Origin of the sequence: Microbacterium immunditiarum, assembly GCF_013409785.1 — a bacterium.
In the GTDB taxonomy this organism is placed as follows: Bacteria; Actinomycetota; Actinomycetes; order Actinomycetales; family Microbacteriaceae; genus Microbacterium; species Microbacterium immunditiarum.
The window spans coordinates 3,578,192-3,598,661 of the sequence record NZ_JACCBV010000001.1 but is presented as its reverse complement, the minus strand read 5'-3'; the positions used below and the strand labels follow the sequence as shown (position 1 = coordinate 3,598,661).

Genomic DNA, 20,470 nt, shown 5'->3' with positions numbered 1-20,470 from the left:
ATGAGCACCGCCACTGCCGTGGAGGCTGGCAAGATCCAGCCCCGCCTGAAGCAGAAGTACAACACCGAGATCAAGAAGGCCCTGCAGGACGAGTTCGGGTACAAGAACGTCATGCAGATCCCCGGCCTGGTCAAGGTCGTGGTGAACACCGGCGTCGGCGAGGCAGCTCGCGACAGCAAGGTGATCGAGGGTGCGGTCGACGACCTCACCAAGATCACCGGCCAGAAGCCGGTCGTGACCAAGGCCCGCAAGTCGATCGCGCAGTTCAAGCTGCGTGAAGGACAGGCCATCGGCGCGCACGTCACCCTCCGCGGCGACCGCGCGTGGGAGTTCGTCGACCGCCTGGTCAACCTCGCACTGCCGCGCATCCGCGACTTCCGCGGTCTGTCGCCCAAGCAGTTCGACGGTCACGGCAACTACACCTTCGGTCTCCAGGAGCAGTCCGTGTTCCACGAGATCAACCAGGACAAGATCGACCGCGTCCGCGGCTTCGACATCACGGTCGTCACGACGGCGAAGACCGACGAGGAGGGCCGCGCGCTCCTTCGTCACCTCGGCTTCCCGTTCAAGGCCGACGACGCTCAGGCCTGAGACAGCCGGATGCCTCGGCCGACGCAGCGCCGACGCCGAGGCATCCGTCACACAACTGAACAGCACAGTCATAGAAGGTCGGCTGTCGTGTAACGGCAGTCGAAACCTCATGAACAAAGGAATCAAGAAATGACGATGACAGACCCGGTCGCAGATATGCTGACCCGTCTGCGCAACGCGAACTCGGCGCACCACGACTCCGTGTTGCTTCCGAGCTCGAAGCTCAAGACCCACATCGCCGAGATCCTCAAGCAGGAGGGCTACATCGCCGACTGGTCCGTCTCGGACGCCCGCGTCGGCCAGACCCTCACGATGACGCTCAAGTACGGCCCCAACCGTGAGCGTTCGATCGCCGGCATCAAGCGCGTCTCGAAGCCCGGCCTGCGCGTGTACGCCAAGTCGAACGAGCTCCCCAAGGTCCTCGGCGGCCTGGGCGTCGCCATCCTGTCCACCTCCTCCGGTCTTCTGACGGACCGTCAGGCCGAGCAGAAGGGCGTGGGTGGGGAAGTCCTCGCCTACGTGTGGTGATCTGACATGTCGCGAATCGGACGTCTTCCCATCGACATCCCCGCCGGCGTGACCGTCACGGTCGACGGCCGGGAGGTCGCAGTCAAGGGCCCCAAGGGCGAGCTCACGCTCACCGTGGCGCGCCCGATCGAGGTCAAGGTCGAGGACAGCCAGGTGCTCGTCACCCGTCCCGACGACGAGCGCGAGTCGCGTTCGCTGCACGGCCTGACCCGCACGCTCATCAACAACAACATCATCGGTGTCACCCAGGGCTACTCGAAGGGCCTCGAGGTCGTCGGCACGGGCTACCGCGTCGCGCAGAAGGGCAGCTCGGTCGAGTTCGCGCTCGGCTTCTCGCACCCTGTGCTCGTGGAGCCGCCCACCGGGATCACGTTCACCGTCGAGGGCAACAACAAGCTCACGGTGAGCGGCATCGACAAGCAGGCCGTCGGCGAGGCGGCTGCGAACATCCGCAAGATCCGCAAGCCCGAGCCGTACAAGGGCAAGGGTGTGCGTTACGCGGGCGAGGTCGTCCGTCGTAAGGCCGGAAAGGCTGGTAAGTAACCATGGCTGTGAAGTCGAAGTCCGACGCCCGCGCGCGTCGTCACGCACGCCTTCGCAAGAAGGTCGTCGGCACGTCGGAGCGTCCGCGCCTGGTGGTCACCCGCTCGTCGCGTCACGTCTTCGTGCAGCTCGTCGACGACAGCAAGGGCCACACGGTCGCATCGGCCTCGACCCTCGAGACCGACCTGCGCTCGTTCGACGGTGACAAGACCGCGAAGGCCCGCAAGGTCGGCGAGCTGGTCGCCGAGCGCGCGAAGGCCATCGGCGTCGAAGGCGCCGTGTTCGACCGGGGCGGCAACCGTTACGCGGGCCGCGTCGCGGCGATCGCCGAAGGCGCCCGCGAAGGGGGGCTGAACCTGTGAGTGAGAACAAGGAGAACAACGTGACCGAGCAGGCTGCCGCTGCGGCTCCGGCCGAGGCTGCCACCGAGCGCGAGCCCCGCGAGGCCCGCCGGGGCGGTCGCGAGCGCAACCCCAACCGCGACCGCGGCGGACGCGACCGCGACCAGAGCCAGTTCCTGGAGCGCGTCGTCACGATCAACCGCGTGTCGAAGGTCGTCAAGGGCGGCCGCCGCTTCAGCTTCACGGCTCTCGTGGTCGTGGGTGACGGCAACGGCGTCGTGGGCGTGGGCTACGGCAAGGCCCGCGAGGTGCCCCTGGCCATCTCGAAGGGTGTCGAAGAGGCCAAGCGCAACTTCTTCCGCGTGCCCCGTTCCGGCTCGACCATCCCGCACCCCGTGCAGGGTGAGGCCGCCGCGGGTGTCGTGCTGCTGCGTCCCGCCGCCGCCGGTACCGGTGTCATCGCCGGTGGTCCGGTGCGGGCGGTGCTCGAGTGCGCCGGCATCCACGACGTGCTCTCGAAGTCGCTCGGCTCGTCGAACACGATCAACATCGTGCACGCGACTGTCGACGCCCTGAAGCAGCTCGAGGAGCCCCGCGCGGTCGCCGCGCGCCGTGGCCTCGACTTCGATCAGGTCGCGCCGGCCCGTCTCGTCCGTGCTGAGGCAGAGGCCGCGGCCGCTGCCGCCTCGAAGGTAGGTGCCTGATGGCTGCGCGTCTGAAGGTCACGCAGATCAAGTCCAAGGTGAGCGAGAAGCAGAACCAGCGCGACACGCTGCGTTCGCTCGGTCTCAAGCGGATCGGCGACTCGGTCGTCCGTCCCGACGACGCGCAGACGCGCGGCTACGTCAAGACCGTCGCCCACCTCGTGAAGGTTGAGGAGATCGACTGATGGCTGAGAAGGCCGAGAAGAACGAGGCCGCCGAGGCGGAGGTCAAGGCTCCCGCCAAGAAGGCGCCCGCCAAGAAGGCTCCCGCGAAGGCTTCGGCCGACGCGAAGCCCGCCGCCGAGAAGGCTCCCGCCAAGAAGGCTCCGGCCAAGAAGGCTCCTGCCAGCAAGGCCGGTGCCGAGAAGGCGGAGAAGAAGTCGGATGCCGCGCCCTCGCGCCCCGGCGTCCTGAAGGTTCACCACCTGCGTCCAGTCCCCGGCGCCAACACCCCGAAGACCCGCGTGGGTCGCGGTGAGGGCTCGAAGGGCAAGACCGCCGGTCGCGGCACCAAGGGCACGAAGGCCCGCTACCAGGTGCGCGCCGGCTTCGAGGGCGGCCAGATGCCGCTGCACATGCGCACTCCGAAGCTGCGCGGGTTCAAGAACCCGTTCCGCGTGGAGTACCAGGTGGTCAACCTCGACAAGCTCGCCGAGCTGTACCCGCAGGGCGGGGAGGTCACCGTGAGCGACCTCGTCGCCAAGGGTGCGGTTCGCAAGAACGAGAAGGTCAAGGTGCTCGGCACCGGCGACATCTCGGTGAAGCTCGAAGTGACGGTCGACAAGGTCTCGGGCTCCGCCGAGCAGAAGATCGTCGCCGCGGGCGGAACCGTCAAGTAACGCACGCGGTGGGGGCCGGAGCTTGCTCCGGCCCCCACTGGGTTACCCTGGACGTTGGCGCGTCGCCGCGCGCGCCGGCATCCCCTCTGGAGGCAGCCTCTTGTTCAGCGCCATCGCGCGGGTCTTCCGTACACCCGACCTTCGTCGGAAGATCGCATTCACCCTGGCGATCATCGCCCTGTACCGGTTCGGCGCGCACGTGCCGGCACCCTTCGTCGACTTCCCGAACGTGCAGTCGTGTCTCAGGCAGAGCGCGGGCACCGAGGGACTCCTGTCGCTCGTCAACCTCTTCTCGGGCGGCGCGCTGCTGCAGCTGTCGATCTTCGCGCTCGGCGTCATGCCGTACATCACCGCGACGATCATCGTGCAGCTGCTGCGCGTGGTCATCCCGCACTTCGAGGCGCTCTACAAAGAGGGCCAGTCGGGTCAGGCCCGTCTCACGCAGTACACGCGCTACCTGACGATCGCCCTCGCGCTCCTGCAGTCGACGACCCTCGTCACCGTGGCGCGCAGCGGTCAGCTCTTCGGGGTCACCGGCGTCCCCGAGTGCGAGCAGCTCCTGACGAATGTCGCGTGGTGGGCGCAGCTTCTCATGATCATCACGATGACCGCCGGCACCGGCCTCATCATGTGGTTCGCCGAGCTCGTCACCGAACGCGGCATCGGCAACGGCATGTCGCTGCTCATCTTCACGTCGATCGCCGCGGCGTTCCCCGCCTCGATGTGGGCGATCTGGCAGTCGCGCGGCTTCGAGGTCTTCCTCCTCGTGCTCGCGATCGGCATCGTCGTCGTCGCCCTCGTCGTCTTCGTCGAGCAGTCGCAGCGGCGCATCCCGGTGCAGTACGCGAAGCGCATGGTCGGCCGTCGCACGTACGGCGGCACGAACACGTACATCCCGATCAAGGTCAACATGGCGGGCGTCGTGCCGGTCATCTTCGCCTCGTCTCTGCTGTACATCCCGGCGCTCATCGCGCAGTTCAACCAGCCGCAGCCGGGTGAGCAGGCCGCCCCGTGGGTCGTCTGGATCTCGCAGTACTTCACGACGGGCGACCACCCGGTCTACATGCTCGCGTACTTCCTCCTGATCGTCGGGTTCACGTACTTCTACGTCGCCATCACGTTCAACCCCGTCGAGGTGGCCGACAACATGAAGAAGTACGGCGGCTTCATCCCCGGCATCCGAGCCGGTCGTCCGACGGCCGAGTACCTCGATTACGTGCTGACGCGCATCACGCTGCCCGGCTCGATCTACCTCGGTCTCATCGCGCTGCTCCCGCTCATCGCCCTCGCGACGGTGGGCGCGAACCAGAACTTCCCGTTCGGCGGCGCCTCGATCCTCATCATCGTCGGTGTGGGTCTCGAGACCGTGAAGCAGATCGACGCGCAGCTGCAGCAGCGCCACTACGAAGGGCTTCTCCGCTGATGGCTGCACAGGCTCACGAGTCGGGCGCGCGGCGGGCCACCCGCCTGCTCATCGTCGGCCCCCAGGGGTCGGGCAAGGGCACCCAGGGCGTCCGCATCGCGGAGGCGTTCGGCATCCCGGCGATCTCGACGGGCGACGTCTTCCGCGGCGCGGTCGCGGCCGGCACCGACCTCGGTCGCCAGGTGCAGGCGATCATCGCGGCGGGCGACCTCGTCTCGGATGAGCTGACGAGCAAGGTCGTCCGCGAGCGCCTCGAGAAGGAGGACGCCGCCGACGGCTTCCTGCTCGACGGGTACCCGCGCAACATCGCTCAGGTGCGCGACCTCGACGCGTTCCTCGAGGGGCGCGGCGAGGCCCTCGACGCCGTCATCGAGCTCAGCGTGCCGCGCGAGGAGAGCATCGCGCGCCTCTCGCTGCGCGCGAAGGAGCAGGGCCGCACCGACGACACCGAAGAGGTGATCGCGAACCGCCTCGCGATCTACGAGCGCGAGACGGCGCCGATCCTCGGCGTCTACCGCACGCGCGGCGTCGTCGACGAGATCGACGGCACCGGGACCCTCGACGAGGTGACGGACCGCATCGTCGGCGCGCTCGAAGCGCGCGGCCTCATCCGCACGGCCGCCGCCTGACGTGTCGTTCCGCCGCTCGATCTACAAGTCGCCCGCTCAACTGCGGGCGATGGTCGAGCCTGGGCTCATCACGGCCGAGGCGCTCGCCGCGGTGCGTGAGCTGATCCGCCCGGGCGTCACGACGCTCGAGCTCGACGCCGCGGCTTCGCGGGTCATCTCGGGCCGCGGGGCACGCTCGAACTTCCAGCTCGTGCGCGGCTACCGTCACACGATCTGCGCGTCTGTCAACCAGCAGGTCGTGCACGGCATCCCGGGCGACCGCGTGCTCGAGCCCGGCGACATCGTGTCGATCGACGCCGGCGCGGAGTACAAGGGCTGGAACGGCGACTCCGCGATCACCGTCGTCGTGCCCGATCCGTCGCGGCCCGACATCGTGGTCGAGCGCGAGCGGCTGTCCGAGGTGACCGAGGGGTCCCTGTGGGCGGGCATCGCGGCGCTCGCGACGGCGAGGCACCTCGCCGAGATCGGCGCCGCCGTGCAGGAGTACATCGAGGCGAACGCCCCGGACGGCGGTTACGGCATCCTCCGCGAGTACGTCGGCCACGGCATCGGCCGCAAGATGCACGAGTCGCCGTCGGTGTTCAACTACCGCGTCGCCGATCCCGGACCCGAGATCCGTCCGGGACTCGCGCTCGCGATCGAGCCCATGGTCGTCGCCGGCGACCACACGACGTTCGTCGAGGACGATGACTGGACCGTCTCGACCGTCGACGGCTCGCCCGGCTCACACTGGGAGCACAGCGTCGCCGTGCACGATGGCGGCATCTGGGTGCTCACCGCTCCCGACGGCGGCGCTGCCGGTCTCGCCCCGTTCGGCGTCACGCCGGCGCCGATCGCCTAGCGCGACCGGTCCGGATCTCGCACACGTTTCTCGGAGGCACACATGGCGCAGGCACGCAAGGTCAACTGGTTCGCGATCTGGGTGAGCGTCGCGGTCGTCGTCGCTCTCGTCGCGGTCGCGGTGCTCGTCGTGTGGCTGAACAACCCGTCGACGGACGCGGGCGAGGCGCCGGATGCCCCGAACATCAGCGCCGAGACGGGCGCGATCGCCGTCGGCGACGGCGGCGACTCGCTCGACACCTACATCGACTTCATGTGCCCGATCTGCAACCAGTTCGAGCAGGCGTACGGGCCATCGATCCAGGAGCTCGTCGACGACGGCACGATCACGCTCAACATCCACCCGATCTCGATCCTCGACCGCTACTCGCAGGGCACGGAGTTCTCGACGCGCGCCGCGAACGCGATGTACTGCGTCGCCGAGGCGGATGCCGACGCATCCGTCCCCTTCATGCAGGCGATGTTCGAGAACCAGCCCGCCGAGGGGACGAGCGGCCTGACCGACCAGGCGCTCCTCGACATCGCGTCGGGGGTCGGCGTGAGCGGCATCGACTCGTGCGTCAACGACGGCCGCTATTCGGGCTTCGTCGCCGCGATGACGGAGCAGACGCCGGTTCAGCCCGGCGCCGCCGGCATCGCCACGCCGACCATCGCGGTCAACGGCGAGGTCATCGCGAACTCCGAGCTGCCTGCTCCGGCCGAGCTGCGCTCGCTCTTCGAGTAGGGCTGTCACCGGCCTCGGTGCGAGCCGGATGCCGCGCACCGCGAGTTGCCGGTGCATCCGGGATCGCGTATGATTGATCCTTGGTGCGTTGCGCCATTATTGGCGTGTCATCGCACCGATCCCATCCACCGCAGACCGACCGGTCTGCACAAGCGTAAGCGAGGCTATGGCCAAGAAAGACGGTGTCATCGAGATCGAGGGCACGGTGTCTGAAGCGCTTCCCAACGCGATGTTCCGCGTTGAGCTGACGAACGGACACAAGGTGCTCGCCACGATCTCCGGAAAGATGCGGCAGAACTACATCCGCATCATCCCGGAGGACCGCGTCGTCGTGGAGCTCAGCCCCTACGACCTCACCCGCGGCCGCATCGTCTACCGCTACCGCTAGACCGGTCGAGAAGTAACGCCCCAGGCGCGCCCGCAAGGGTGGCGTCTGCCCGGCGAAGACAGCGAACAGGAAATCCCATGAAGGTCAACCCCTCCGTCAAGCCCATCTGCGACCACTGCAAGGTCATCCGCCGCCACGGTCGCGTGATGGTCATCTGCAAGTCGAACCCGCGTCACAAGCAGCGCCAGGGCTGATAAGGCTTCCGGATGCCTCGGGAGAGGCATCGCTGACACAACTCAATACGAACAATCGGCAGGATCAGAACCTCTCCGGAGGGGACACCTCGGGGCGGAGGCCCGGGCACCGATCCTGCTCCACACCTCCACGACACTCCTAGGAGAGCCGCATGGCACGTCTCGCCGGCGTCGACATCCCGCGCGACAAGCGCGTGGTCATCGCCCTGACCTACATCTACGGCATCGGCCGTACCCGCTCGAACGAGATCCTCAAGGCGACGGGCATCGATGAGAACATCCGTGTGAAGGACCTTCACGACGACCAGCTCATCGCCCTTCGCGATTACATCGACGCCAGCTACAAGGTGGAGGGTGACCTTCGCCGTGAGGTTGCCGCAGACATCCGCCGCAAGGTCGAGATCGGCTCGTACGAGGGCCTCCGCCACCGCCGCGGCCTCCCTGTGCGCGGTCAGCGGACCAAGACGAACGCGCGCACCCGCAAGGGCCCGAAGCGCACGGTCGCCGGCAAGAAGAAGGCCGGCCGCAAGTAACCGCGGGCCCGAAGGTTTAGGAGAGCAAAGCAATGGCACAGGCCAAGTCCGCTGCGCGCAAGCCGCGCCGCAAGGAGAAGAAGAACATCGCGCTGGGCCACGCCCACATCAAGTCGACGTTCAACAACACGATCGTCTCGATCACCGACCCGTCGGGCGCCGTCATCAGCTGGGCGTCGTCGGGTGGCGTGGGCTTCAAGGGCTCGCGCAAGTCGACGCCGTACGCCGCAGGCATGGCCGCGGAGTCCGCTGCCCGCCAGGCGCAGGAGCACGGCGTCAAGAAGGTCGACGTCTTCGTGAAGGGCCCCGGCTCGGGTCGCGAGACGGCGATCCGCTCGCTGCAGGCTGCCGGCCTCGAGGTGGGCTCGATCCAGGACGTGACGCCGCAGGCGCACAACGGCTGCCGTCCCCCCAAGCGCCGCCGCGTCTGACATCTCGATCTCGCTCGGGGACCGCGGTGCACCCGCCGGTCCCTGAGCGCATCGATTTCAGGTTTGCGCGTCCGGTACCGAGTCGCCGCCCCGCGGCCGAACGGGACCGCCGGACGCTGAGAACAACTCAATACCCATCCACCGCACGTGTCATATAGCGGGCACGTGATCGAAAGGAACCCATAGTGCTCATCGCACAGCGTCCCACTCTGACCGAGGAGAAGATCGGGGAGTTCCGCAGCCGTTTCGTCATCGAGCCGCTCGAGCCCGGCTTCGGCTACACGATCGGCAACGCGCTGCGTCGCAGCCTCCTCTCGTCGATCCCCGGCGCGGCCGTCACGAGCATCCGCATCGACGGCGTCCTCCACGAGTTCAGCACCATTCCGGGTGTCAAGGAGGATGTCACCGAGATCATCCTCAACATCAAGCAGCTCGTCGTCTCGAGCGAGCGCGACGAGCCCATCACCGCCTACCTGCGCAAGACGGGCGCCGGCGAGGTCACCGCGGCCGACATCTCGGCCCCCGCGGGCGTCGAGGTGCACAACCCCGAGCTGGTCATCGCGACTCTGAACGACACCGCGAAGTTCGAGCTCGAGCTCACCATCGAGCGCGGCCGCGGTTACGTCTCGGCGACGCAGAACCGCAACGAGTACGCCGAGGCCGGCCAGATCCCGGTCGACTCGATCTACTCGCCCGTGCTCAAGGTCAGCTACCGCGTCGACGCGACGCGTGCCGGCGAGCGCACCGACTTCGACAAGCTCGTGCTGGACGTCGAGACCAAGCCCTCGATCGCCCCGCGCGATGCCGTCGCATCGGCCGGTCGCACGCTCACCGAGCTGTTCGGCCTGGCGCGCGAGCTCAACGTCGAGGCCGAGGGCATCGAGATCGGCCCGGCGCCGGTCGAGACCGTCCTCTCGAACGAGCTCTCGATGCCGATCGAGGACCTCGACCTGTCGGTGCGCTCGTACAACTGCCTGAAGCGCGAGGGCATCAACACGGTCAGCGAGCTCGTGGCTCTGTCCGAGACGCAGCTCATGAACATCCGCAACTTCGGTCAGAAGTCGGTCGACGAGGTGCGCGACAAGCTCACGTCGCTGGGCCTGTCGCTCAAGGACTCGGTCCCCGGGTTCGACGGTGCTCACTTCTACGGCGGCTACGACGACGACACCGTCTGAGCCGATGCGGATGCTCCGTCTGCGGAACTCGTGCTGAGCGAGCGCAGCGAGGCGGAGCATCCGAATCCCCCTGACCGAACCCTCATCCTGGAGTAACTGAGAAATGCCGAAGCCCACCAAGGGTCCCCGCCTCGGAGGCGGCCCCGCCCACGAGCGCCTGCTGCTTGCGAACCTCGCCGCCGCGCTGTTCACGCACAAGTCGATCAAGACGACCGAGACGAAGGCCAAGCGCCTGCGTCCGCTCGCTGAGCGCCTCATCACGTTCGCGAAGCGCGGCGACCTGCACGCGCGCCGCCGCGTGCTGTCGGTGATCGGCGACAAGGAAGTCGTGCACGTGCTGTTCACCGAGATCGCTCCGCTCGTGGCGGACCGTGACGGCGGCTACACGCGCATCACCAAGGTCGGCAACCGCAAGGGCGACAACGCCCCCATGGCCCAGATCGAGCTCGTGCTCGAGCCGGTGACGCCGAAGGCGAAGTCGACCAAGAAGTCGGCCGCGTCCGCCGAGAAGGCCCCCGCCAAGGAGGAGGCTCCCGCCGAGGAGACCGCCGCCGAGGAGACCCCGACTGAGGACGAGGCCGCCGAGGCCGGCGCCGAGTCGCCCGAGGAGGGCGCCGCCGCCGAGGCCGCTGCCGAGGACGCCGTCGTCGAGGACGAGGCTCCCGCAGCCGACGAGGACGCCGAGGCCGAGAAGGCCTGAGGCATCCGCCACAGCAACGCACGAGACCCGCGAGCCCCTGGGGGCCGCGGGTCTCGTCGTCCGTGCGCGCCGCGGGGGGTGGCACCGAGGACGCTGCACGCGGGCGGCCGGCACCGCGCGTAAGGTGGGCTGGTGACCGACGCGACCGCTGATGACGCAGCCCGCCCGCCGCTCGCCGAACGACTCGGCCGGGTGGCCGCGCCCGTGCTGCCCGCCCACCCGGAGGTCGCCGAGTGGCGCCCGTCCACGATCGAAGACGTCGACGCGCTCACCGAGCTGTTCCGCGCCTGCGATCTCGTCGACCACCCGACCTGGACCACTCCGCGCGAGGAGATCGAGGAGAGCTTCACCGTCTCGTGGACCGATCCCGCGCGCAACACGCTCGTCGGCCTCGACGCGGCTGGGCGCATGGTCGCCTCCGCGGCGGTGATGCTGCATCCGTCACGCGACGCGCACGTGCACGTGTACCTGAGCGGCCGCGTGCACCCCGAGTGGCGCGGACGGGGGATCGGCCGGGAGGTCATGCGGTGGGAGCACGAGCGGGCGCTGGAGGCCCTCGCCGAGCTCGACCTCGCGCTGCCGGCGGCGGTCTTCGTCTACGCCGAGGAGGGCGAGGTCGGCGCGCAGCGCCTCGCGACGCGTCGCGGCTTCGCCGCGGAGCGCTGGTTCACGACGATGGTGCGCGACCTTTCGCTCGAGATCCCCGAGGTCGAGGCATCCGGCCATGCCGTCGTGCGGCCGTACGAGCGGGCTCTCAAGGAGGCGACGCGGGTCGCGCGAAACGACGCCTTCCGCGACCACTGGGGGAGCCTCGCGACGCCCCCCGAGCGGTGGGAGACGTTCGTCGAGGGACCGTTCCTGCGCCCCGACCTGAGCCGCGTGGCCCTCGAGGACGATCGGGTGGTGGCGTTCGCGCTCGGGTCGGTCAACGAGGAGGACTGGGTGACGCAGGGCTACTCGAGCGTGTACATCGACCTCATCGGCGTCACCCGCGACCGGCGGGGTCGCAGGCTCGCGCCCGCGGTGATCGTCGCGCTCCTGCGCGCCGCGCGAGACGCGGGGCTCGAGAAGGCGGTGCTCGACGTCGACACCGAGAGCCCGACGGGCGCGAACAACCTCTACGGACGGCTCGGCTTCGTGGCGACGGAGCGCAGCGTCGCGTTCGTGCGCCGGTACTGAGCGGCTGAGCCGGGCCTCGGGCGCGCGGGGCGCCGAAGGTTACTCGTACACGCGACCCGCCGAGTGGTGGAGCCTCAGGTACGCGCGCCGCTCGATCTCGTGCTGTTTGAGCGCCCGCAGGTGCTCGGCCCGGTCGACGGCCGCCGCGACCGCATCGGCGAACACGCGCCCGCCGGCGGAGCCCGGGTGGATGTGGTCTCCGGCGAGCAGGTCGGTGCGCGGGGCGATCGCGCCCGACCAGTCCGCGAGCACGGTGCCCGGGTGCGACGCGACGAACGCGGCGAGCTCGGTGTTGACTCCGGGGATCCAGTCGCGCGGCGCATACGCGTTCACGAGCACGAGCGTGCGGCTCGGCCCGGCGATGCGCGCGACCTCCTCCAGCGACGACGCGTCGATGGGGCCGTTCGTGCCGAGGGCTACGACGACGTAGGAGCGGAGGCGTCCGGCATCCGCGAGCTGCTGCACGATGCCCGGAGCCGCCCACATCGAGCGGGACACCGTCGCGTCCACCTCGATGCCCGGGAAGCGCTCGAGCAGCCCGGGCGCGGACGCGAGCATGACAGAGTCGCCGATCGCCGTGATCTCGGCACCCGTGACGAGGGTGGGCGACGGCGACGGCATCGTGCCGGGCTGCGGACGGGCAGGCTCGGCGTCATCCGCCGCGGCCTCGGGGATCGCGGTGGAGGAGGGCGCGGGCGACGGCGTGCGCGCTTTCTCGCGGTGCAGCGCGTCGATCCCAGCCTCGACGGCGGCCTGACCCGACGAGACCTCAGGCGCCGCTGCAACGGCGGCCGACGCCCCGAACGTGACGATGACAGCCGCGGCGACAGACCCGATGGCACGCCAGCGTGCGGCGGGCGACGCCGTGAGGTGGCGGCCCAGCGCAGCGAAGGACCCACGGAACCCGAGCCGCCGGATCGGACTCTCGACCCACCGGTACGAGAGCTCGGCCGCAGCGAGGGTCAGAACGAGCGCGAACGCGCCGATCCAGAATGGCACGCCCGCCCCGGTGGCGCCGCCCGAGGTCGCCGCGAGCAAGAGGACGAGGATCGGCCAGTGCCACAGGTACAGGCCGTACGATCGGTCGCCGAGCCACCGCAGGGGCTGCGTGTCGAGCCGCGGGCCGAACGCCGAGCCCGGCCACACGGCCGCGGTGATCGCGATCGCCGAGAGCACGCTCGCGGCGGCGAGAGCGCCCGGGAACGTCGAGGTGGAGTCGCTCGCCGGAACGGCCGCGACGACGAGGAGACCCGCCACCGCGGCGATACCCACGGCGGCTCCGGTCACGCGCCAGCCGCGGCGGCGCGACCACGTGGGCGGTGAGGCGAGGAGGCGCTCGAGCGCAAACGCGAGGGCGATGCCGAGCAGGATGCCGAACGCGTGCGTGTCGAGCCCGAAGTACGCGCGCGTGAGGTCGCCGCCGGTGGCGACGACGACGGCCATCCACCCGGCCGAGGCGGCGGCGAGCAGCACAGCCGCGGCCGCGCGCGCCCACGCCCACGGGATGAGCAGTGCGAGCGGCAGGACGAGCGGCCACAGCACGTAGAACTGCTCCTCGATCGCGAGCGACCACACGTTGCGGAAGAGCTCGGGGTTCGCCGCCGAGAAGTAGCCCGCACCGCCGGCGATCGAGATCCAGTTGTAGCTGAAGGTCGCCGCGCCGACGAGCTGCGCGCCGAGCCGGACGAGCACGTCGCCGCCGATGAGCCAGGCGACCGACGAGCACACGAGCAGCACGAGCGCGAGAGCGGGCAGGAGGCGTCGTGCGCGCCGTCGCCAGAACTCGACGAGCCGGATGCGCCCCGCCGACGCGCGCTCGCGCAGCAGGAGGCTCGTGATGAGGAAGCCGCTGATGACGAAGAAGACGTCGACGCCGATGAAGCCGCCGTGCAGCCACCAGCCGGGGAACAGGTGGTACGCGAGGACGAGGCCCACGGCGACGGCGCGCAAGCCATCCAGCCCGGCGTACCGGGCTCGTGAAAGGGTGTGCGCACTCGTGTTCATGAATCTGACCCGGGGTCACTCCAGTGTAGACGGCGAGTGTGCCGGGGCCCGGCTTCCGCGCATGCGCGCGGCAGCCGGTATCACGCCGCGATGGGGCGCCTCTACCTCGGAGGGGAGCGCGCGTCGTAACATGGGCGCACCTCGGAAATTGCCGGGGTACTGGGGGTTTTCTCGCGGTGACCCGATCGGGCGCGCGGTGAGGAAGTGCGGACTATGGCCGAGCCGGGTCAGAGCGCTGCGGGTGCCGGATGGGTGGGCACGCCGCGGATGCGGCGGCGCGCCGGCCTGTCGATCTACTCGGTGCTGCTGATCATGCTCCTGTCGGTGAGCGTTCTGTCGAGCATCGTCGTCGGCATCATCGGCTACGTCAACGGCACCGAGGCGCTGCGGGCGATCGCGTACGAGAAGCTCGTCGAGATCCGCGAGAACCGCAGCCGCGAGGTGGCGCAGCTCTTCCACTCGATCGAGAACACCGTGCGCCTGGGGGCGCTCAACGAGACGAGCCGCCAGGCCACGCGGGCGTTCACGGCGGCGTTCGCCGAGCTCCAGCAGCAGCGGCTCGACTCAGAGGCATCCGCTGAGCTCGACTCCTACTATCGCGACACGTTCGCGTCGGCCCTCGCCGAGGCGACCGGCGAGGACGTCGACGGGTCGGCGTTCTCGCCGCGCAGCGAGGCGCAGCGCTATCTGCAGTACCACTACGTCATCCCGTACGACAGCTGGGAGGACGCCGTCCGGGCGGACGACGCGGGCGACGGCAGCGCGTGGTCGGCGGCGCACTCGCGGTATCACGACTATTACCGCGAGATGACGAACCTGCAGGACTTCGAGGACGTCCTCATGGTCGACACGGAGGGAAACGTCATCTACACCGCCTTCAAGGGCGTCGACCTCGGCACGAACCTGCTCACGGGGCCGTACCGGCTCTCGAACCTCGCCGACGCGTACCGCGAGGCGATGACCCGCAACATCGTCGGCGATGTCGTGATCGCGGACTTCGCGTCGTACAGCCCGAGCCTCGGCAACCCGGCCGGGTGGGCGGTGACCCCGATCGCCGACGACGGCGAGGTCATCGGCGCCCTCGCGATCGAGCTGCCGATCGAACGCGTCAACAGCGTCATGACGGTCGACGGGGAGTTCGCGGTCAACGGCCTCGGGGCCACGGGCGAGACGTACTTGGTCGGCCGCGACGGGCTCATGCGATCGATCTCGCGCCAGCTGCAGGACGATCCCGACCGGTACGAGTCGCTCGCCGTCGAGGCAGGGCTCTCGCCCGCCGCGGCCGCCCTGAGCGTGCGCAACGGCAACACGCTCTTGCAGCAGCAGATCTCGAGCGACGCCGTCACGCGTGCGTTCGCGGGGGATCGCGGAACGCTGCTCGAACGCGACTATCTCGGTCGCGAGAGCCTCACCGCGTACGCGCCGCTCGGCGTCGACGGCCTCAACTGGGCGATCGTGGCGCAGCAGTCGTCGCGGGAGGCGATGGTTCCGGTGGAGGACTTCACGCGAAACCTCATCCTGTCGACGGCAGGGATGATCATCTTCGTCTGCCTGCTCTCGCTCGTACTCGCCCAGGTGTTCGTGCGGCCCCTGCGCCGTCTCAAGGTCGCGGCGCAGCGCATCGCCGCAGGCGACGAGGGAGTGCAGGTCGACGCCGGCTCGAGCGACGAGCTCGCCGACGTCGCCGATGCGTTCAACAACATGAGCCGCAGCCTGCAGGTCAAGTCCCACCTCATCGAGGAGCAGGAGCGGGCGAACGAGGAGCTCATTCTGTCGTTCATGCCCGAGGGCATGGCCAGCCGCTACAAGCTCGGCGACGAGGCCATCACGCAGGACAGCGACGACGTGACGGTCGTGTTCGCCGACATCGTGGGGTTCGAAGAGCTCTCGCTGTCGATGACGTCCGAGGACGCGGTCGCGCGTCTGAACGACCTCATCCGCTCGTTCGACGACGCGGCCGAGCGGCACGGCATCGAGCGCGTGCGCACGACGCGCCAGAGCTACCTCGCGAGCTGCGGCCTCGTGAACCCGCGCGTCGACAACGCGCGCCGCGCGGTCGAGTTCGCGCTCGAGCTCGACGCGATCCTCGAGCGCTACTCGGCGCAGCAGGGCGTCGACCTGCGGCTGCGCGCCGGCCTCGACTCCGGCAAGGTCACCAGCGGCCTCATCGGGCGTGCGCGGGTCGCGTACGACATGTGGGGCGACGCGGTGAACCTCGCGTTCCGCGTGCAGGGCGACTCGTCCGAGCCGGGCATCTACGTCACGCAGCGCGTCGCCGACCGGCTGCCCGACGCGATCGCGCTCGAGCCGGCGGGCGAGATCGAGACGCAGAGCGGCACACAGCGGGTGTGGCGCATCGATACCGCCTCGGCGGCGGCGGTGAGGTGAGGCATCCGTGGCCGACATCGTCTCGCAGCCGTGGTTCTGGCCCGCCGTCATCGTCTCGGTGGGGCTGCCGCTCGCGCTCATCCTGCTGACGGAGTTCCACAACGCGCTCGCGCGCCGGAACAGCCGCGCCGCCCCCATCGTGCTCATGGTGCGGAACTACCTCGTGCCGGTCGCGGGAGTGCTCGTGCTCATCAGCCAGCCCGGCGCGTGGCAGGGCGAGGGCACGTGGCCGCGCGTCATCTGGACGATCTTCGGCCTGCTCGTGATCGTCGTGACGATCAATGCGATCAACCACCTCGTGTTCCACCGCGCCGAGAAGGGGTCGTGGCGCGATCGCTTCCCGAAGATCTTCAGCGACCTCATCCGGTTCGTGTTCATCGTGCTCGGCATCGCCGCCGTGTTCTGGTGGGTGTGGGACGCGGATGTCGCGGGCGTGTTCGCCGCGCTCGGCGTCACGTCGATCGTGGTCGGCCTCGCGCTGCAGCACGCGGTCGGCTCGGTCGTGTCGGGCCTGTTCCTCATCTTCGAGTCGCCGTTCGAGCTCGGCGACTGGATCGAGGTGGGCGACGAGCGCGGCCAGATCATCGAGGTCAACTGGCGGGCGGTGCATCTGGACACCGCGAACGGGATCCTCGTGATCCCGACCGCCGAGCTCGCCGGCTCGTCGTTCGTGAACCTCTCGCGCAGCCCGTCGCCGTACGAGGCCGGAACGGAGCTGCTCTTCTCGACGGACGATCCGCCCGGCCGCGTGCGCGAGCTGCTCGTGCAGGTCGCCCGCGACATCCCGCTCGTGTCGGAGGACGCCGAGCCGTACGCCGCGGCCCTGCCGGGCGCGCGCTTCGAGGTGGCGATCCCGCTGCGCAGCCCGGGGGATCGGTTCGCGGTCCTGAACGCCTTCAACACGCGCGTCTGGTACGCCGCGCGCCGCGCCGGGCTGCACCTCGACGGCGACATCACCGATGTGTGGCACACGCCCGGGCGCCTGCAGGACGCGCTGCGCAAGATCGCGCCGGCGCTGAGCCTCAAGCCGGGCGAGACGGATGCCCTGGCCGGGCGCGCACGGCTCGAGCGGTACTGCTCGGGCGAGTCGATCCTGCGGCCGGGCATGATCCCGAACGAGACGCGGTTCATCCTCGAGGGCACCGTGACGCTCGGCATCCCGACCGAGGAGCACGGCTTCGTGCAGGTCGCGCAGCTCGCGCCCGGCGACCCCATCGGCATCACCGCTCTCTCGCGAACGCAGACGATCTCGCGCGCGGTCGCCTCGAGCGAGGTCGACGTCGTCGTGCTCCCGGTGCAGGTGCTCGACGACATCGTGCGCACGCATCCGGTCGTGGCGCGCGAGTTCGTCCGCGAGAGCGAGAACCGCGTGCACCATGCGCGCACGGCGCTCACCGCCGTCGGCGAGAGGCTGCCGCTCGCGCGTCGCGTGCTGGGGTGACGGCATCCGCACCGCCTAGGCTGGGGCGGTGCGCATCCGGCTCGATCTCGCCTACGACGGCACGCACTTCCGCGGGTGGGCGCGCCAGCCCGGCCTGCGGACAGTGCAGGGCACGCTTGAAGACGCGATCGCGCGCGTGCTGGGCGGGGAGCCGAGGCTCGTGGTGGCGGGGAGGACGGATGCCGGCGTCCACGCGAGCGGACAGGTGGCGCACCTCGACCTCGACGACGAGCAGGCGCAACGGCTCACCGCGCGATCGGTCCGCCGCGCCGGCGGCGACCCCGTCGCGGTCCTCGCGGGGCGCCTGCGCGGTGTGCTCGGCGCGTACTCGGATGTGACGGTGCACCGCGCATCCGTCCCGCCCGAAGGGTTCGACGCCCGGTTCTCGGCGGTGTGGCGCCGCTACTCGTACCGCATCGCCGACCAGAAGACCGGCTACGACCCCCTCGAGCGGCACCGCACGACGACGGTTCGCGCCGAGCTCGACGTCGACGCGATGGACGCCGCCGCCCGCTCGCTTGTCGGCCTCCACGACTTCGCCGCATACTGCAAGCCGCGCGAGGAGGCGACGACGATCCGCACGCTGCTCGAGTTCGACTGGCATCGCGACCACGACGGCGTGCTCGTCGCGAACGTGAAGGCCGACGCGTTCTGCCACAGCATGGTGCGCGCGCTGGTCGGCGGATGCGTCGCAGTCGGCCAGGGCCGCCTCGACATCGACGACCTAGAGTCGATCCGCGACGAGGGCGAGCGCACGAGCGACTTCACCGTCCTCGCCGCGCGGGGGCTCACGCTCACCGAGGTGGGATACCCGGCCGACGACCAACTCGCCGCGCGCGCCGAGCGGACGCGTGCGCGGCGCGATCAGGAGTAGCCGGCGGCGGACGATCAGGAGCAGTCCAGCCCGGCGGCATAGGCTTGAAGCGGCATGAGGGTCATCTCCTACAACCTGCGCAAGCACCGTGCCGCCCGTGAACTCGAGGAGCTCGTGGATCGGCACGGCGCCGATGTCCTGTGCCTGCAGGAGGTCGACACCGGCGACATGCCTGAGCTGATCGCCGGTCTGCGCCTGGCCCAGGCGACGCAGCGCAACCGGCTGGGCCTGGCCGTCTACTACCGCGAGAACACGTTCCGAGCCATCGAAGTGCGCTCGCTCGCGCTCAAGAAGTCGCTGCACGACCGCGTGCTCAAGCCGGCCGAGGAGCGGATGCTGGGGGTGAGGCTCCACGACATCGACGAGGGTCGCGAGTTCATCGTCGCGTCGTTCCACGCCGCGCCCCTCACGGCGCTCAACTCCCTGCGGCGCCACCAGATCCGCACGGCTCTCGCGGCGCTCGAGCAGCTCGGCGAGGGACTGCCCGCCCTCATGGTGGGCGACTACAACTACCCCGTGTTCAAGGAGAACCTCGGCCAGAAGGTGCGCGAGCAGGGCTACGAGCTCTCGCTCAGCGATTCGCGCACCTACACGCGGTACCGCTTCTTCCGCGGGCACTACGATTTCGCCACTTCGGTCGGCTTCACGATCGAGCGCGTGCGCACCCTCCCGCAGGGCCTGAGCGACCACCTGCCGATCCTCGTGACGGCGGAGCTGTCGGCCGACGCGGCGCGCGGCGCGGCGTGACCTTCCCTCGATAGGCTGGAGTCACAACCCGGCGAAGGGATGCCTCATGAGCAGCACCATCATCGTTGGAGTGACCGCCGCACCGGCCGCCCGCCGAGCCGTCGACTGGGCGGTCGCGCGTGCCGCCGAGCGCGGCCAGACGGTCGAGCTCGTGGGGGTCGTCGGCGGCGCGATCGGCGCGGTCGGCGAGGAGTCCGTGCTGAACGACGCCGTCGATCAGACCCGCTCGCTCCTGTCCGAGGAGGCAGCCCGGGTCGCGGAGCGCGGCGTGCAGGTGACCACTCGCGTGGGCCGCGGAAACCCGGTCGCGTGGCTCATCGAGGCATCCGCGGACGCCGACCTGCTCGTGATCGGCAGCGACTACAAAGGACCCGGCAGCGGCCCCGCCCGCGGCGCGCACGGGCTTCGCATCGCCGCCGCGGCGAAGTGCCCCGTGGTCGTCGTGCCCGATCTCGACTTCGAGGGCCGGTCGGGCGTCCTGGTGGGCGTCGACGGCTCCGAGATCTCCGAGGCTGCCGTGCGATTCGCGGCCGCCGAGGCGGACCGGCTGCGTGAGCCCCTCCTCGCGGTCACCGTGTGGACGCCGCTCGAAGCGCCGCGCAACCTCGGGTGGTACCCCGAGGAGTACCTGGAGAACATGCGCCTGCTCGCGGAGGAGTCCCTCGCGCTGTCGCTCGCGGGAACCCGCCAGGACTACCCGGATCTCGAGATCGTGACGCGCGTCGAGCGGGGGTATCCGTCGCTCATCATCAACGAGCTCGCGGCCAGCGCGAGACTGGCCGTCATCGGCACGCACGGCCGTGGCGCGCTCGCGCGATTCCTCCTCGGATCGATCAGCCAGGAAGTGCTGGCGCGCCTCGCGACGGTCACCGCCGTGGTCCGCTGAGGCACCTCGAGAGAGCCTTCCGGGCAGGGTCATGCGGCTCGCGGCATCCGTCTGATGGCTGCGCATAGGTGCCGATCAGCGTTTTTCTCGTAGCATGGTGCCCAATCAATGACGGCTCCGCTGGTTTTGGGGGGGGGGTGACCATCCGGCGTCCGTTCGTCGAGTTCGCCGGCGCCATCGCCGGGGGGAGGGGGCGAACGACTTCAGCACGCCTGCAGCTCGATGAATCTGCTTCCGACGATCCTCAGCGCTGTACGTTTTCCCGTTGGTCGTGCGCGCGGGATCGGCGACTACACGGGTGTGCCCGTTCCGCCGATCGTGATCGCCGCGGCGATCCTTCTGCTCGGCATCGGGCTCTCGGCGTCGACG

Annotated in this window: 24 protein-coding genes; 23 read left to right on the top strand and 1 reads right to left on the bottom strand. The window is 69.6% G+C overall.

Annotated features, from left to right (window positions below; genetic code table 11):
• The 18 genes from rplE (at position 1) to BJ991_RS16665 (ending at position 11,761) form a co-directional block, all read left to right on the top strand.
• The gene (rplE, locus tag BJ991_RS16750) at positions 1-591 is read left to right on the top strand and encodes a 50S ribosomal protein L5 (RefSeq protein ID WP_179491860.1); all 591 of its coding nucleotides are present in this window, start codon (positions 1-3) and stop codon (positions 589-591) included.
• Positions 592-720: 129 nt separating this feature from the next.
• Entirely contained in the window at positions 721-1,119 is a 399-nt protein-coding gene (gene rpsH, locus BJ991_RS16745) for a 30S ribosomal protein S8 (protein ID WP_179491859.1), read from the top strand.
• 6 nt (positions 1,120-1,125) lie between these two features.
• Positions 1,126-1,662: a 50S ribosomal protein L6 gene (rplF, locus tag BJ991_RS16740; RefSeq protein ID WP_179491858.1), complete on the top strand. Its 537-nt coding sequence runs from the start codon at positions 1,126-1,128 to the stop codon at positions 1,660-1,662.
• A 2-nt stretch (positions 1,663-1,664) separates the two neighbouring features.
• Positions 1,665-2,024: a 50S ribosomal protein L18 gene (gene rplR / locus BJ991_RS16735; RefSeq protein WP_179491857.1), complete on the top strand. Its 360-nt coding sequence runs from the start codon at positions 1,665-1,667 to the stop codon at positions 2,022-2,024.
• The gene (gene rpsE, locus BJ991_RS16730; protein WP_179491856.1) at positions 2,021-2,707 is read left to right on the top strand and encodes a 30S ribosomal protein S5; all 687 of its coding nucleotides are present in this window, start codon (positions 2,021-2,023) and stop codon (positions 2,705-2,707) included. Before rplR ends, rpsE begins: the two co-directional genes overlap by 4 nt.
• On the top strand, positions 2,707-2,892 hold the full coding sequence (gene rpmD / locus BJ991_RS16725; protein ID WP_060960260.1) for a 50S ribosomal protein L30: 186 nt from the start codon (positions 2,707-2,709) through the stop codon (positions 2,890-2,892). The genes rpsE and rpmD overlap by 1 nt, the downstream gene beginning before the upstream one ends.
• Positions 2,892-3,545: a 50S ribosomal protein L15 gene (gene rplO, locus BJ991_RS16720; protein WP_218852964.1), complete on the top strand. Its 654-nt coding sequence runs from the start codon at positions 2,892-2,894 to the stop codon at positions 3,543-3,545. The genes rpmD and rplO overlap by 1 nt, the downstream gene beginning before the upstream one ends.
• A 100-nt stretch (positions 3,546-3,645) precedes the next feature.
• Positions 3,646-4,968 carry a preprotein translocase subunit SecY gene (gene secY / locus BJ991_RS16715; RefSeq protein WP_179491855.1) on the top strand — a complete coding sequence of 441 codons (1,323 nt, stop codon included), beginning with the start codon at positions 3,646-3,648 and terminating at the stop codon, positions 4,966-4,968.
• Positions 4,968-5,597, top strand: a complete 630-nt coding sequence (locus tag BJ991_RS16710) for an adenylate kinase (protein WP_179491854.1) — start codon at positions 4,968-4,970, stop codon at positions 5,595-5,597. The genes secY and BJ991_RS16710 overlap by 1 nt, the downstream gene beginning before the upstream one ends.
• A gap of 1 nt (position 5,598) precedes the next feature.
• On the top strand, positions 5,599-6,438 hold the full coding sequence (gene map, locus BJ991_RS16705; RefSeq protein WP_179491852.1) for a type I methionyl aminopeptidase: 840 nt from the start codon (positions 5,599-5,601) through the stop codon (positions 6,436-6,438).
• A gap of 42 nt (positions 6,439-6,480) precedes the next feature.
• On the top strand, positions 6,481-7,161 hold the full coding sequence (locus BJ991_RS16700) for a DsbA family protein (protein ID WP_179491850.1): 681 nt from the start codon (positions 6,481-6,483) through the stop codon (positions 7,159-7,161).
• A gap of 166 nt (positions 7,162-7,327) precedes the next feature.
• The gene (gene infA, locus BJ991_RS16695) at positions 7,328-7,549 is read left to right on the top strand and encodes a translation initiation factor IF-1 (protein WP_013583992.1); all 222 of its coding nucleotides are present in this window, start codon (positions 7,328-7,330) and stop codon (positions 7,547-7,549) included.
• Between the two features lie 77 nt (positions 7,550-7,626).
• Entirely contained in the window at positions 7,627-7,743 is a 117-nt protein-coding gene (gene rpmJ / locus BJ991_RS16690; protein ID WP_005050492.1) for a 50S ribosomal protein L36, read from the top strand.
• A 152-nt stretch (positions 7,744-7,895) separates the two neighbouring features.
• Positions 7,896-8,276 carry a 30S ribosomal protein S13 gene (gene rpsM / locus BJ991_RS16685; protein WP_179491848.1) on the top strand — a complete coding sequence of 127 codons (381 nt, stop codon included), beginning with the start codon at positions 7,896-7,898 and terminating at the stop codon, positions 8,274-8,276.
• A gap of 32 nt (positions 8,277-8,308) precedes the next feature.
• Positions 8,309-8,707, top strand: a complete 399-nt coding sequence (rpsK, locus tag BJ991_RS16680; protein ID WP_179491846.1) for a 30S ribosomal protein S11 — start codon at positions 8,309-8,311, stop codon at positions 8,705-8,707.
• 185 nt (positions 8,708-8,892) lie between these two features.
• Positions 8,893-9,882, top strand: coding sequence for a DNA-directed RNA polymerase subunit alpha (locus BJ991_RS16675; RefSeq protein WP_179491844.1), 990 nt, complete (start codon positions 8,893-8,895; stop codon positions 9,880-9,882).
• 103 nt (positions 9,883-9,985) lie between these two features.
• A complete protein-coding gene (gene rplQ / locus BJ991_RS16670; protein WP_179491842.1) occupies positions 9,986-10,582 on the top strand; it encodes a 50S ribosomal protein L17 in 597 nt (198 codons plus the stop codon).
• 132 nt (positions 10,583-10,714) lie between these two features.
• A complete protein-coding gene (locus BJ991_RS16665; protein ID WP_179491840.1) occupies positions 10,715-11,761 on the top strand; it encodes a GNAT family N-acetyltransferase in 1,047 nt (348 codons plus the stop codon).
• A gap of 39 nt (positions 11,762-11,800) precedes the next feature.
• On the opposite strand, the gene BJ991_RS16660 is transcribed toward BJ991_RS16665, so the two are convergent.
• Positions 11,801-13,765, bottom strand: a complete 1,965-nt coding sequence (locus BJ991_RS16660; protein ID WP_179491838.1) for an acyltransferase family protein — start codon at positions 13,763-13,765, stop codon at positions 11,801-11,803.
• A gap of 213 nt (positions 13,766-13,978) precedes the next feature.
• Here BJ991_RS16660 and BJ991_RS16655 point away from each other — a divergent pair, with 213 nt between their 5' ends.
• From BJ991_RS16655 to BJ991_RS16635, 5 genes are read left to right on the top strand one after another with little or no spacing between them, the layout of a single operon-like run.
• Complete coding sequence (locus tag BJ991_RS16655) at positions 13,979-16,153, top strand: adenylate/guanylate cyclase domain-containing protein (protein WP_179491836.1); 2,175 nt, start codon at positions 13,979-13,981, stop codon at positions 16,151-16,153.
• Positions 16,154-16,160: 7 nt separating this feature from the next.
• Positions 16,161-17,594 (top strand): mechanosensitive ion channel domain-containing protein, encoded by a 1,434-nt coding sequence (locus BJ991_RS16650; protein ID WP_179491834.1) that lies wholly within the window; start codon positions 16,161-16,163, stop codon positions 17,592-17,594.
• 28 nt (positions 17,595-17,622) lie between these two features.
• On the top strand, positions 17,623-18,468 hold the full coding sequence (truA, locus tag BJ991_RS16645; RefSeq protein WP_179491832.1) for a tRNA pseudouridine(38-40) synthase TruA: 846 nt from the start codon (positions 17,623-17,625) through the stop codon (positions 18,466-18,468).
• A gap of 54 nt (positions 18,469-18,522) precedes the next feature.
• Entirely contained in the window at positions 18,523-19,215 is a 693-nt protein-coding gene (locus tag BJ991_RS16640; RefSeq protein WP_179491830.1) for an endonuclease/exonuclease/phosphatase family protein, read from the top strand.
• 46 nt (positions 19,216-19,261) lie between these two features.
• On the top strand, positions 19,262-20,101 hold the full coding sequence (locus tag BJ991_RS16635; protein WP_179491828.1) for a universal stress protein: 840 nt from the start codon (positions 19,262-19,264) through the stop codon (positions 20,099-20,101).
• Positions 20,102-20,470 lie beyond the last annotated feature (369 nt).

Coding starts and splice junctions, on each gene's coding strand:
- infA (WP_013583992.1), top strand. CDS start 7,328: ATGGCCAAGAAAGACGGTGTCATCGAGATCGAGGGCACGGTGTCTGAA.
- rpsK (WP_179491846.1), top strand. CDS start 8,309: ATGGCACAGGCCAAGTCCGCTGCGCGCAAGCCGCGCCGCAAGGAGAAG.
- rpsM (WP_179491848.1), top strand. CDS start 7,896: ATGGCACGTCTCGCCGGCGTCGACATCCCGCGCGACAAGCGCGTGGTC.
- rplF (WP_179491858.1), top strand. CDS start 1,126: ATGTCGCGAATCGGACGTCTTCCCATCGACATCCCCGCCGGCGTGACC.
- BJ991_RS16700 (WP_179491850.1), top strand. CDS start 6,481: ATGGCGCAGGCACGCAAGGTCAACTGGTTCGCGATCTGGGTGAGCGTC.
- BJ991_RS16655 (WP_179491836.1), top strand. CDS start 13,979: ATGGCCGAGCCGGGTCAGAGCGCTGCGGGTGCCGGATGGGTGGGCACG.
- rplR (WP_179491857.1), top strand. CDS start 1,665: ATGGCTGTGAAGTCGAAGTCCGACGCCCGCGCGCGTCGTCACGCACGC.
- rplE (WP_179491860.1), top strand. CDS start 1: ATGAGCACCGCCACTGCCGTGGAGGCTGGCAAGATCCAGCCCCGCCTG.
- rplO (WP_218852964.1), top strand. CDS start 2,892: ATGGCTGAGAAGGCCGAGAAGAACGAGGCCGCCGAGGCGGAGGTCAAG.
- rpmJ (WP_005050492.1), top strand. CDS start 7,627: ATGAAGGTCAACCCCTCCGTCAAGCCCATCTGCGACCACTGCAAGGTC.
- BJ991_RS16660 (WP_179491838.1), bottom strand. CDS start 13,765: ATGAACACGAGTGCGCACACCCTTTCACGAGCCCGGTACGCCGGGCTG.
- rplQ (WP_179491842.1), top strand. CDS start 9,986: ATGCCGAAGCCCACCAAGGGTCCCCGCCTCGGAGGCGGCCCCGCCCAC.
- BJ991_RS16710 (WP_179491854.1), top strand. CDS start 4,968: ATGGCTGCACAGGCTCACGAGTCGGGCGCGCGGCGGGCCACCCGCCTG.
- BJ991_RS16635 (WP_179491828.1), top strand. CDS start 19,262: ATGAGCAGCACCATCATCGTTGGAGTGACCGCCGCACCGGCCGCCCGC.
- BJ991_RS16640 (WP_179491830.1), top strand. CDS start 18,523: ATGAGGGTCATCTCCTACAACCTGCGCAAGCACCGTGCCGCCCGTGAA.
- rpmD (WP_060960260.1), top strand. CDS start 2,707: ATGGCTGCGCGTCTGAAGGTCACGCAGATCAAGTCCAAGGTGAGCGAG.
- rpsH (WP_179491859.1), top strand. CDS start 721: ATGACGATGACAGACCCGGTCGCAGATATGCTGACCCGTCTGCGCAAC.